Annotated in this window: 5 protein-coding genes and 1 pseudogene; 3 read left to right on the top strand and 3 right to left on the bottom strand. The window is 70.2% G+C overall.

Annotated elements, in window-relative coordinates:
- Positions 1-12: 12 nt before the first annotated feature.
- Genes GH660_RS03705 through GH660_RS03695 form a run of 3 tightly spaced genes read left to right on the top strand, consistent with a single transcriptional unit; the run spans position 13 to position 5,981 of the window.
- Positions 13-1,467 (top strand): contractile injection system tape measure protein, encoded by a 1,455-nt coding sequence (locus GH660_RS03705; protein WP_153145210.1) that lies wholly within the window; start codon positions 13-15, stop codon positions 1,465-1,467.
- A complete protein-coding gene (locus GH660_RS03700; protein WP_153145209.1) occupies positions 1,452-2,798 on the top strand; it encodes an ATP-binding protein in 1,347 nt (448 codons plus the stop codon). The genes GH660_RS03705 and GH660_RS03700 overlap by 16 nt, the downstream gene beginning before the upstream one ends.
- Before the next feature lie 12 nt (positions 2,799-2,810).
- Positions 2,811-5,981, top strand: a complete 3,171-nt coding sequence (locus GH660_RS03695; RefSeq protein ID WP_153145208.1) for a DUF4157 domain-containing protein — start codon at positions 2,811-2,813, stop codon at positions 5,979-5,981.
- Positions 5,982-6,120: 139 nt separating this feature from the next.
- Here the strand turns inward: GH660_RS03695 and GH660_RS03690 are convergent, their stop codons facing one another.
- The 3 genes and pseudogenes from GH660_RS03690 to GH660_RS03680 form a co-directional block, all read right to left on the bottom strand.
- Complete coding sequence (locus tag GH660_RS03690) at positions 6,121-7,545, bottom strand: serine/threonine-protein kinase (RefSeq protein WP_153145207.1); 1,425 nt, start codon at positions 7,543-7,545, stop codon at positions 6,121-6,123.
- A gap of 163 nt (positions 7,546-7,708) precedes the next feature.
- Positions 7,709-7,843: pseudogene (locus GH660_RS18175) on the bottom strand (fructose-1,6-bisphosphate aldolase); the annotation flags it as partial.
- A gap of 187 nt (positions 7,844-8,030) precedes the next feature.
- On the bottom strand, positions 8,031-12,854 hold the full coding sequence (locus GH660_RS03680) for an NAD-glutamate dehydrogenase (RefSeq protein WP_153145206.1): 4,824 nt from the start codon (positions 12,852-12,854) through the stop codon (positions 8,031-8,033).
- Between the last annotated feature and the right edge of the window lie 212 nt (positions 12,855-13,066).

Here is a 13,066-nt window from a genome sequence, read left to right as displayed (position 1 = left end):
GGTGCGGCGAGCATGGCATCGCATCGCGTCCGTCGCCAGCGCTGGCAGGTCCGGGCGGCCAGCGCCGACGATGCCTTCGCCCTGCGCAGCGCCCTGCGGCGCGAGAACGAGGCGAGCCTGCTGCCGGCGCTCGAACGCGCCTTCGCCGAACTCGACGACGAGGCCGGGCGCGACATCCACCTGCCGCGGCTGACGATCAAGGTCCAGCTGTCGGCTGTCGACCGGCTGGCCGACGAGTTGCCGGAAAAACTGCTGGCGGCGACCCGCCTGGCCCTCGCCGAAGCCCTCGACGCGGCGCCGGGGCAACGCCTGACAGTGCGCGACCTGGCGCCCGGCGCCCGCCTGCGCCGCTACCTGCAGCGCGGCCAGGTCGACTGGTTCGATGGCGAGCGCGACGGCGCCGAGCTGGCCGCCGGGCTGGCCGCCGAGGCGGCGCTGTGGAGCGAAGCGCCGCTCGCCGCGTGGTCGGCGCTGCTGGCCGAGGCGCCGCCGCCCGGCGCGGCGCGCGCCGCCTTCTTCTTCCGCTTCCTGCAGCTGCTCGACGGCGCCGGGCGCGCCGCCTGGGCCGATTTCGCCGGGCGCCAGGCGGCCGCGCGCGGCGGCGAGGTGGCGGGCGCGCTGGCGGCGCTCGGCCGCCTGCAGGCCGGGCGCCCGGCCGACCATGCCCTGCGCCTGCAGGCCCTGGGCCTGCTGCTGGTCTCGGGCAACCCGGCGGCGCCGATTCCGCGCCCCGCCTGGCGGCAGGCCGTGCAGTCCTGTGCCGCCCAGCTGGCGCCGCTGTCGGCGGCCGAGCGCAAGACCTGGCAGGGCTTCGAGCTGCTGCTCGGCGTCGGTCTCGGCCTCTCCGCTGCAGACGACACCGACGAGACCCCGGCCGCCGCCGGGGCAGCGGCTGCGGTCGACCCCGAAAAACGGCCGATTTTCACCGTCGACCGCGACAGCGAGCCGGGGCTGGCGGTCCATGCCTGCGGCCTCGTCCTGCTCCATCCCTACCTGCCGCGGCTGTTCGCGGCGCTCGGTCTGGCCGCCGCGGACCCGCCGCCCGGCACGCCGCTGTCGCCGGCCAGTCTGCCGCGCGCCGCCGCCCTGCTGCACTGGCTGGCCAGCGGGCGCAGCGAGCTGTACGAGTTCGAACTCGGGCTGATCAAGCTGCTGCTCGGGCTGGCGCCGGGCGACCCGCTGCCGGTTGCCGGCGGCCTGCTCGGCAAGGCCGAACGGGAAGAGGGCACGGCGCTGCTGGCCGCCGTCGTCGCCCACTGGCCGGCGCTCGGGAAGACCAGCGTCGACGGCCTGCGCCTCGCCTTCCTGCAGCGCGGCGGCCTGCTCTACCCGGCGAGCGACGGCTGGCTGCTGCGCCCGCAGGCCGAATCCTTCGACCTGCTGCTCGACCGTCTGCCGTGGGGCATCGCCATCGTCCGCCTGCCGTGGATGCCCGCCATCCTGCACACCGAATGGACGCCCGCCTGAACGCCACCGCGCGCGACCTCGAGGCCGAACTGCAGTGGCTGGCGGCGGTCCTGCAGCGCCGGCTCGACACCTATTTCGGCGAGCCGTCGACCAGCCCGCCGCTGCCCGGCGAACTGGCGCCACCCGACCTGGCGGCCAGCGATTCACCCTACGCCCACCTGCTGCAGCAGCGCGAACCTACGCCGGCGCAGCGGCTGGTCCTACTGCTGGCGCTGGCGCCGCAGTTGCGCCCGCAATTGCTCGACGTGCTGTGGGCGCGCAACGGCGCGACGCAGCGCGGCTTCAGCGAATTCGGCGGAATCTCGGGCGCCGCTTCCGGGCATTTCATCCCGACCGCCGACACCGCCGCCTTCCTGCTCGCCGGCGACGATCTCGGCGAACGCCTGCGCGCACTGCGCCTGCTGGCCGACGACGAGCACCGCCTGACGGACGTTTTGCTCCAGCCGCTGCGCGCGGCGCCCGGCGAGTCGCCGCTGGCGGCGCCGCTGCGCGTCAGTTCGGCGCTGCTGGCGGCGCTCGGCATCGCCCTCGCCGGCGACGACGGCGAAATCCTGCCGGCGCAACGCGTCGGCACCGGCCTCGAATGGAGCGACCTCGTCCTGCCGCCGGCGACCCTGGCCCAGCTGGAGGAAATCCGCGACTGGCTGGTGCATGGCGACACGCTGTTGCACGAGTGGGGCATGGGCGCCCGCCTGCGTCCCGGCTACACCAGCCTGTTCCACGGCCCGCCCGGCACCGGCAAGACGCTTTCCGCCTGCCTGCTCGGCAAGCTGTGCCAGCGCGAGGTGCATCGCATCGACCTGTCGATGATCGTTTCGAAGTACATCGGCGAAACCGAAAAGAACCTCGCCCGCGTCTTCGACGTCGCCGGCAAGCGCGGCTGGATCCTGTTCTTCGACGAGGCCGACGCGCTGTTCGGCCAGCGCACGCGGGTCGACAGCGCGCACGACCGCTACGCCAACCAGGAAGTCAGCTACCTGCTGCAGCGCATCGAGGATTTCCCCGGCGTCGTCATCCTGTCGTCCAACCTGCGCGGCAACATCGACGACGCCTTCATGCGCCGCTTCCAGTCGGTCATCGGCTTCGCCATGCCGCAGCCGGACGAGCGCCTGCGCCTGTGGAGCGAAGCGCTGCCGGCCCGCCTGACGCCCGACCCCGACCTCGACTTCGCGCGCCTGGCCGAGCGCTACGAGGTGTCCGGCGGCACCATCGTCAATGTCATCCGCTACGCCGCCCTGCGCGCGCTGGTGCGCGGCGACCGCCGGCTGGCGGGCGAAGACGTCGATGACGGCATTCGTCGTGAACTGCTCAAGGAGGGCCGCGGCTTCTAGCCACGGCCGGCCATGGAAGCCGCTGCTCGCCTTGTCAATCGCCCGCCGGCGCCGCTGCCGGCCGCCGCGGCGAAGGTTGCCGAAGCGGTGCCGCTGGCCCGCGTGCAGCGCCAGGGGCTGCGCGTCTCGGCGCCCGGCGATGCGGCCGAGGTCGAGGCCAGGCGTGTCGCGCAGCACGTCGTCAGCCTGCCGGCGAGTGCGATGCAGGCGGCACCTCGCGTCTTCGCGGCGCCGCGCGGGCCGCAGCGCGCCAGTCTGCCCGCCGCGGCGCCCCGTTCGTCTGCACCCGCCGCGACCCCGGCGCCGGTCACCGGCGGCCAGCCGCTGTCGGCCGAGCTGCGCCAGTTCATGGAGCCGCGCTTCGCCGCCGATTTCAGCGCCGTGCGCATCCACGCCGACGCCCGCGCCGCGCGCCTGAACGACCAGCTGCAGGCGCGCGCCTTCACCGTCGGCAACCAGATCCATTTCGCCGCCGGGCAGTTCCGCCCGGACACCGGCGACGGTCGCGAACTGATCGCCCACGAGCTAACCCATACCATCCAGCAGGGTGCCGCCCGCCAGGGCCGCGACCTGCAGCGCAGCGCCACCGCCAAGGTGGCGGAGGCCAGCCCGCCCGCCATCCAGCGCCTGGGCATCGGCGACGCGCTCGACTACTTCGCCGAGCACGCCAGTTTCATCCCCGGCTTCCGCCTGTTCACGCTGGTGCTCGGCGTCAATCCGGTCAATATGCGCGCGGTCGACCGTTCGCCGGGCAATCTTTTGCGCGCCGCCGTCGAACTGCTGCCGGGCGGCGTGCTGATCACCCGGGCGCTCGACAACCACGGCATCGTCGACCGCGTCGCCAGCTGGGTGCAGCAGCAGTTCGCCAGCCTCGGGCTGGTCGCCGGCAGCATCCGCCAGGCCGTCGACCGCTTCCTCGATTCGCTGAGCTGGACCGACATCTTCGACCTCGGCGGCGTCTGGGAGCGCGCCCGGCGCATCGTCAGCGAACCGATCGCCCGCATCACCGGCTTCGTCGGCTCGCTGCTCACCGGCATCCTGCAATTCATCCGCGACGCCATCCTGCAGCCGCTGGCCGGGCTGGCGCAGGGCACGCGCGGCTGGGATCTGCTGTGCGCCGTGCTCGGGCGCAACCCGATCACGGGCGAAGCCGTGCCGCGCACCGCCGAAACGCTGATCGGCGGCTTCATGCGCCTGATCGGCCAGGAGGAGGTCTGGCAGAACCTGCAGCAGAGCCGCGCCGTGCCGCGCGCCTGGGCCTGGTTCCAGAGCGCGCTGGCAGGCGTGACGGGTTTCGTCGCGGCGTTGCCGGGACTCTTCCTCGGCACGCTGCGCAGCCTCGGCATCGGCGACCTGCTGACGCCGTTGCAGACCTTCACCCGCGTCGCCCGCGTCTTCGGCGACTTCGCCGGCCGCTTCTTCACCTGGGCCGGGCAGCAGGTGATGAGCCTGCTCGAAATCATTTTCGACGTCGTCGCGCCTGCCGTCATGCCCTACCTGCGGCGCGCCGCCGGCGCCTTCCGCACCATCGTCGGCAACCCCGTCGGTTTCGTGCGCAACCTGGTGCGCGCCGGAATCCAGGGCCTGCGCCAGTTCGCGACCAACATCGTCAGCCACCTGCGCGCCGCGCTGATCGGCTGGCTGACCGGCGCCATGGCCGGCGCCAACATCTACATCCCGCAGGCGCTGACGCTGCAGGAGATCGTCCGCTTCGTGCTCAGCGTCCTCGGGCTGACCTGGCAGAACCTGCGCGGCCGGCTGGTCCGCGTCGTCGGCGAAACGGCGGTCGGCGCCATGGAAACCGGTTTCGACATCGTCGTCACGCTGGTCCGCGACGGCCCGGCGGCGGCCTGGGAGCGCATTCGCGAAAGCCTGGCCAACCTGCGTGAAATGGTCATGGAACAGGTCATGAGTTTCGTCCGCGACAACATCGTCACCGCCGCGATCACCCGCCTGGTGTCGATGCTCAACCCGGCCGGCGCCTTCATCCAGGCCATCGTCGCCATCTACAACACGGTGCAGTTCTTCATCGAGCGCCTGCGTCAGATCGCCCAGGTCGCCGCCGCCGTCATCGACTCGATCGCCGCCATCGCCAGCGGCGCCATCGCCGCCGCGGCCAACCGCGTCGAGCAGACGATGGCCGGCCTGCTGACCCTGGTCATCAGCTTCCTCGCCCGCCTCGTCGGCCTCGGTCGCGTCAGCGACGCCGTCACCAACATCATCAACCGCATCCGCGCGCCGATCGACCGCGCACTCGACCGCGTCGTCGACTGGATCGTCCGCCTCGGGCGGCGCTTCATGGGCGCGGTGCGCGGCGCCGCCGGGCGAGTGGCCGAATGGTGGCGGCAGCGCAAGCCGTTCACCACCGCCGGCGGCGAACGCCACGAAGTCTATTTCGCCGGCGACGAGCGCAACCCGCAGCCGATGGTCGCCAGCAACGACCCGCAGCCGGTGGCCTACCGTCTCGAGCGCTTCGAGGCGCTGGCGCGCGCCGGCGAGGCGAGCGACGCGCAGCGCGCCGCCGTGCCGCTGATCGCCGCGACGCGCACGGCCTTGGCGCGCAACCCGGACGATGCGATCGTCGTCGCCAACCTGCGCACCCTGTTCGGTCTCTTCGACGACCCGGCGCGGCCGGTGATGGCGCGCTACCAGCCGCGCACCGGCAGCATCAGCGGCGACCCGACCGGCACCACGGTCGGCACCGGCATGCGCATCGACGGCCTGAACGCCGCCTTCGTCCGTGCGCACCCGGGCAGCGAGCCGCAGGGCGGCGCGCAAACGGCGTTGATGGACCTGCTCGAAACCGATCCCGGCCAGCGCAGCGCCTACAAGTATGTCAAGGGCCACATCCTCAACCATCGCCTGGGCGGCATCGGCAACGCCGAAAACATGTTCCCGATCACCGGCAACGCCAACAGCCGCCACTACTACAGCACCGAGGCACGGGTGGTGAACTGGATCACCGCGCGTCCGGCCAACTGGGCGATCTACGAGGTCGACGTGGTCGGCATCAGCGCCGACATCGCGCGCGGGCGGCCGGTCACGCGGAACAAGGTCGACGCCACCCTGCAATGCCGCGTCGTGCTCAAGAAACCGGACGGCAGCGATCAGGAAAGCCTGATGACGAGCATTTCATCGACCTACGCCGTGCGCCACGAGGCGGCCGCGAGCTTCGCAGCTTGAGCCGCCTGCCCGCGCCCGGCGGTTTTCCGGCAGCTGCGGTCGACCGGCAAAAAGGGGTGAAAATCGAAATCGGGCGCGGCTGCCCGACGGTGGGCGCACGTTCGGCGCGCCGCCACGGGGGCGGCCAGTCTTCGGCAAGTCAGCCGCGCTCCTTGTTCCCGTAGGAGCATTCTTCGGTGCTGCCCCAACGGTCGGCGCAGTATTTCCAGCGCGCCTTTTCGACGCAATAGACGCGCTGGAAGAAGGGTTGCCGGTCGCAGGCGGCGATGTCGGCGCGCATGGCGGTCTGGGCGGATTGGGTGGATTGGGTGGATTGGGTGGATTGGGTGGCGACGGCCTTCTGGCGGCCGGCGGGCGCGGCCGGCCTTTTCGCCGGTGTTGGCGGGGGGCTGATCTGCGCGTATTCGATTCCGCCTTGCGCAACGGCGGGCGCGGCGGGTTCCGCGTGGTCGACCGTGGCGGCAGGAGTAAGCGCCGGCACGGGCATGGCGGCAACGTGCGCCGGGCTGGCGCCGACGATCACCGGTGCCGGGGCGGCTGCCAGCGGCCCGGGCGCGGCCGGCGGCGGGGCGGGGTAGAGCAGCAGTAGGCCGGCGAGCGGCGCCAGCGCGACCAGCGCCGTGGCGAAACCCCGGGCAAGCGGCTGCGCTTGGAACTGCATCGCCCGCCCGGCCGGCGGCGGGGCGTCGGCGGCGGACGTGACGGGGAGCGGCGTCGCGTCCTCTACTGCCACGGCATCGGCCGCCGCTTCCGGATGCATCTTGCCGGGAATGTTCTGGTAGATGCGCAGTTCCGCGGCCATCTCGGCGGCGTTCTGATAGCGCTGCTCGGGATTGATGGCCAGGGCGCTGGCGACGATGCGGTCGAAAATGACCGGCAGGTCGGGGATGCGAACGGAGGGCGGGAGCAGCGCGGGGTTCGCGGGCGTCTGTGCGGGCGGCGTTGCGGGGGCGCTGTCGCCGGCGAACGGTGGCTGCCCGGTCAGCAGTTCGTAGAGGACGACGCCGAGCGAGAAGATGTCCGAACGGGCGTCGGCGCCTTTGCCGGCCATCCGTTCGGGCGCCGTGTACCTGGCCGAGGCGCTTGGCAGGAGCGCGACGGCGAAGCCGGCGATCTTCACCGTGCCGTTGTCCAGCACGAAGATGTTGGCAGGGTTGATGTCGCGATGCACGACGTCGTGGGCGTGGGCGAACGCCAGGCCGTCGGCGATGGCGGCGACGATTTCGGCGGTGCGCCAGGGCGGCAGCGCGACGCCCGCGTCGAGCATGTCGCGCAGCGAGCGGCCGCCGAGAAACTCCATGGTGATGAAGGCGAGATCGTTGCAGCGCCCGATGTCGTGGATGGTGACGATGTTCGGATGATTGAGGCGGCCGGCCGACCGCGCCTCGCGGAAGAAGCGCTGCTCGAACTCGTCGCTCTCCGCGCGCGTGAGTCCGCTCCAGCCGACCGTCTTGATCGCCACCGCGCGCTCGATCAGCGGGTCGTAGCCCTTGTAGACGATGCCCATCTCGCCGAGTCCCAGCGTTTCGATGATTTCGTAGCGACCGATGTGGGTGAGTGGCATGGGTAAAGTGGGCGAGGCAGGTCGATGGGGGAAGCCGGTTGCCGCAAGCTTTCTATTTTGATTCTGGGTTGGCCTTGGGGGCCTGTCAAGGCGTGTGGAGCGCGCGCGGGATGCAATGAAAAAGGCCGCATCGCGCGGCCTTGTCGGGGCGGGAAAAGCGGGCTCAGTTGACGATCTGGTTCAGCTCGCCCCTGGCGTAGCGCTCGGCCATCTTTTCCAGCGGGATGACCTTGATCTTGCTCGCCTGGCCGGCGCAGCCGAAGGCTTCGTAGCGGGCGAGGCAGATCCTCTTGGCCGCTACGCGGGCCGGCTTCAGGTAGTCGCGCGGGTCGGACTTGCCGGGGTTCTCGCGGCAGCGTAACGTGGCCGTTGTCCTTGTCACGGGCGACAGCGGGTCTCGTCGAGGCTTCCCGGAACTGTTGGATAACTCCAGGCGTTGGGAGGGTCGGGAGACCTCTCGTCGCCACCAGAGAGGCTGCCCCGACCTATGCCAGCGCGCGCAGTTCACGCAGCGCTACCGACAGCATCGGCATGTCTGGTGTGGCGCTGCCGCGAATCTCGGCGAAGAGTTGCCGGCAACGCTCGTACTGGAAGGTGCGCCGCGATTTCCAGGCGGCCATCAGGGCATCGACCTCCGTCTCGCCGGGGCTGGTGCGCAGCACTTCGGCGGCGAGGTTGCGCGCCAGGGTCGACAGGTCGTCGCGCAGAGCGGCGCGGGCCATGCCCTGCCAGTGCGTGTCGGCGGGCAGCGCGGTGATCTGGCGACTGAGCCAGTGCAGGTCGAGTTCGCCGCCAAGCCGGAAATAGACGAGCGCAACCCGTTCGGCCGGGGCGCCGGTTTCGCCGGCGACTTCGATGATGTCCAGCGCCGAGTACAGTTCCTCCAGCCCGGCGACGCGCCGCGCCAGTTCCGGCGGCACGCCCTGGGCGGCGAGGCGGTTCACGGCTTCGTCGAGCTCGGCGCGGTAGAGCGGGGCGACCACCTCGTTCAGGCTGGTGGCCAGCGCCTCGACCCCGCCCGAGAAGCGCGCCAGGGTGGCGGCCAGGTCGCGCAGATGGTCGCGGTGGTGCAGGAACCACAGGGTGCCGCGCTGGATCAGGCGCAGCCCTTCGAGGATCATCGCCGTCTGGGTGGCGTCGGCGACCAGGTTGTCGAGCGCTTCGATGTCCTGCCATAGCGGCACCACGCCGAATACCTCGCGCGTCGCCAGGTAGGCGCGGACGATGTCCGGCGGCGCGGCCCCCGTCTCTTCCTGCAGGCGGAAGATGAAGCTCGGGCCGACCCGGTTCACCATGCTGTTCACCACATGGGTGGCGATGATCTCGCGGCGCAGCGGGTGGCGCCCGACCTGCAACGGAAAGCGCTCGCGCAGCGGCTGCGGGAAATAGCGGCTGAGGGCGGTCGAAATGTAGCTGTCCTCGGGCACGTCGGAGGCGAGCAGCGCCTCGAACAGTTCCATCTTGTGGTAGGCCAGCAGCACCGCCAGCTCGGGCGTGGTGAGGCCGATGCCGGCCGCCTTGCGTTCGGCGATTTCCTCGTCGAAGGGCAGATATTCGATGCGGCGGTTGAGCCGGCCGGCGTTGGAAAGATAGTGGATGTAGCGCAGCTGCTCGTCCAGCAGGTGCAGCCCGCGCGAGCGCGTGATCGACAGCACCTGGGTCTGGAAGTAGTTGTCGCGCAGCACCAGCCGGCCGACCTCCTCGGTCATCTCGACGAGCAGGGCGTTGCGCTGCTTCTCGGTCAGTTCGCCGTCTTCGATCACCGAATTGAGCAGGATCTTGATATTGACCTCGTGGTCGGAACAATCGACGCCCGCCGAGTTGTCGATGGCGTCGGTATTGATGCGGCCGCCCTTCAGGGCGTATTCGATGCGCCCGAGTTGGGTGCAGCCGAGGTTGCCCCCTTCGGCGACGACGCGGCAGCGCAACTCGCCGCCGTTGACGCGAATGGCATCGTTGGCCCGGTCGCCGACGTCGCCGTGGCTTTCGCGCTGGCTCTTGATGTAGGTGCCGATGCCGCCGTTGTAGAGCAGGTCGACCGGCGCCAGCAGCACGGCGCGCGCCAGTTCCTGCGGTGTCAGCGTTTCGGCCTCGATGCCGAGGGCGGCGCGGGCCTCGGGCGAGAGTTGCACCGACTTGGCGCTGCGCGGATAGACGCCACCGCCGGCCGAAATCAGCGTGGCGTCGTAGTCGGCCCAGGAGGAGCGCGGCAACGCAAACAGCCGCTGCCGCTCGGCGAGGCTCGCTGCTGCGTCGGGGTCGGGGTCGATGAAGATATGGCGGTGGTCGAAGGCGGCGAGCAGCCGGATGTGCGGCGAGAGCAGCATGCCGTTGCCGAAGACGTCGCCCGACATGTCGCCGATGCCGGCCACGGTGAAATCCTGCGCCTGCGTGTCGATGCCGAATTCGCGGAAATGGCGCTTGACCGATTCCCAGGCGCCACGGGCGGTGATCGCCATCTTCTTGTGGTCGTAGCCGGCCGAGCCGCCGGAGGCGAAGGCGTCGCCGAGCCAGAAGCCGAATTCGCGCGAGACGGCGTTGGCGTAGTCGGAAAAACTGGCCGTGCCCTTGTCGGCAGCGACCACCAGGTAGGGGTCGTCGCCGTCGCGGCGCAGCACGCCGGCGGGGGGCACGACGCTGCCGCCGACGAGGTTGTCGGTGAGGTCGAGCAGTCCATGCAGGTAGAGACGGTAGCAGGCGATGGCTTCCTGCAGCAGCGCGTCGCGGTCGCCGCCCGGCGGCGGGGTCTTGACGACGAAGCCACCCTTCGAGCCGACTGGCACGATGACCGTGTTCTTGACCATCTGCGCCTTCATCAGCCCCAGCACCTCGGTGCGGAAATCCTCCATGCGGTCGGACCAACGCAGCCCGCCGCGCGCCACCTTGCCGCCGCGCAGGTGCACGCCCTCGACGCGCGGAGAGTAGACGTAGATCTCGAACATCGGCCGCGGTTCGGGCAGCCCCGGGACGCGGTGCGGGTCGAGCTTGAACGAGAGATAGGGCTTGCTGTCGCCGTCCCGGCGCTGGAAGTAGTTGGTGCGCACGGTGGCCAGGATGACGGCCAGGAACTGGCGCAGGATGCGGTCCTCGTCGAGGCTGGTGACGCCGTCCAGGGCGTCGGTGATTTCGCCCTCCAGGCATGCCGACTGCTCGTCGCGCCCGCTCTCGGCGGCCGGGTCGTGGCGGCTCAGGAAGAGGTCGAGCAGGTGCCGGGCGATGGCCGGATAGGCCGCCAGGGTCTGCTCGATATAGGCCTGGCTGAAGGTGAAGCCGGCCTGGCGCATGTATTTGGCGTAGGCGCGCAGCACCATCGCCTGGCGCCAGGTGAGCTGGGCCGCCAGCACCAGCCGATTGAAATCGTCGTTCTCGGCGACGCCATGCCAGACGGCGAGAAAGGCCGCCTGGAAGTTGTCGCGCAGGCGGTCGATGTCGAGTTCCTCGGCGTCGGCCCGCCACAGGCCGAAGTCGTGCAGCCACACGGTGGCGCCGCCGTCGCGGCGAATTTCGTAGGGGCGCTCTTCGAGCACGCGCACGCCCATGTGTTCGAGCATCGGCAGCGACACGGACAGCGGCATCGCCTGGCCTTCGCACAGCGCCTTGAAGCGCAGGCTGCCGGGCGCCGCCTCGAGTGGACGGTAGAGGCTCATGGCCAGGCCTTCGGGGCCGCTGAGGGATTCCATCAGCTCGATGTCGCCGACCGCCGCGCGCGCCGAGTAGGCCTCGCGGTAGCCGGCCGGGAAAGCGGCGGCATAGCGGTTGTAGAGCAGGTTGCCGCGCTCCTCGCCACAGCGCTCGCTGAGCGCCTGGTAGAGCTCGTCCGGCCAGCGCCGGGCGGCCAGCACCAGACGCCGCTCGACCTCGCGCACGTCGTAGTCCGTGGTGCAGCTGGTGCGCGTGTGCACCACGACGTGGATGCGCGCGAGTGCCGATTCGGATATCTGGACGTTGAATTCCGACGTGCTCCCGTTGAGCATCTCCATCAGCACCGCCTGCATGCGTTCGCGCAGTTCGGTGTTGTAGGTTTCGCGCGGTACGTAGATGAGACACGAGAAGAAGCGGCAGAAGGCGTCGCGGCGGATGAACAGGCGTGTGCGCTGGCGCTCGCCGAGGCGCAGGATGCCGATGCTGATGGTGTAAAGCTCGGCGGGCGGGATCTGCAACAGTTCGTCGCGCGGGTACTGTTCGAGAATGTTGTAGAGCGTCTTGGCGGCGTGGCTGTTGGGCAGGAAGCCGGCGAGCTCGACCACCGTCGCGATCTTGCGCCGCAGGAGCGGGATCGTCCGCGGGCTGGCGTCGTAGGCGGTCGAGGTGAACAGGCCGAGGAAGCGTCGCTCGCCGATGGTGCGTCCTTCGGCGTCGAAGCGCTTGATGCCGAGGTAATCGAGGTAGCCGGGCCGGTGCACGGTGGACCGCGCGTTGGCCTTGGTCAGTACCAGGAGACTCTTTTCATGGGCGATCTCGCGTACTTCGGGCGGCAGCGCGGCGAACGACAGCGAGCGCTGCTCGCCTTTCTCGCGCAGGATGCCGAGGCCGGAGCCGGGCACCACGCGCAACACGTCCTCTCCGTTCTCGCTCGCCAGCTGGTATTCGCGGAAACCGAGGAAGGTGAAGTTGCCGTCGGCGATCCACTCCAGGAAGGCCTTGTCCTCCGCGACGTCGGCCGCGTCGCCAGGCGGTGGCGTGTGCTGGATGTCGGCGATCATCTCGGCCATACGCGCGTGCATCGCCGCCCAGTCGGCGACCGCCAGGCGCACGTCGCCGAGTATCTTCTGCAGGCCTGCCTGCAGGGCTTCGAGTTGTGTCGCTTCGGTACGCCGGTCGACTTCGACATGGATCACCGATTCGTAGGCGCCGGCATCGTCGCTCGCGTCGGCGGCATCGAGCAGCGCCAGCAGGGACCCGTCGCCGCTGCGGCTGACCTTCATCACCGGATGGATGATCATGTGCAGGGTCAGCCCCTGGCGGTTCACTTCCATGGTGATCGAATCGACCAGGAAGGGCATGTCGTCGTTCACGATCTCGATGACCGTGTGCGTCGTCTGCCAGCCGTGCTCCTCCACACGTGGGTTGTATACCCGCAGCTTGGGCGCGCCGGCGACGTAGCGCCGGGCGAAATGCAGCTGCGACAGCGCCGCCCCGTAGAGGTCAGCGACCGCCCGCTCGGCCAGGTCCTCCGGCGCCACCTGGCTGTAGAAGCGCTGCACGAACGCCGCGACCAGCGGCACCTCGGTGGCCGGCAGGCGCTCGCGCACCATCTCCAGGACCGCAGCCAGTTGTTCCGCCTTGCCCTCTTCCGCGACTTGCGACATATCGTCTCCTGTTCACGGGACCCATTGCCGAGGGCGCAAACCCGAGCGACGCCCGTATGCTTTCTTCCCATCGTAGGCCATTAGTTGGCGCAGAACCAGCGCTTCCCGGATTGCCAGGAGAATACCCGGCACCTGCGAATGATGGGCGTGGCAGGAATTTGCACGGCGAGAGCAGAAATGAGAAAGGCCGCATCGCGCGGCCTTCGGTCAAG

Source organism: Dechloromonas sp. H13, from assembly GCF_009469615.1.
Taxonomy (GTDB): domain Bacteria; phylum Pseudomonadota; class Gammaproteobacteria; order Burkholderiales; family Rhodocyclaceae; genus Azonexus.
The sequence above is the reverse complement of the archived record's forward strand: the minus strand, read 5'-3'. Positions and strand labels throughout refer to the sequence as shown.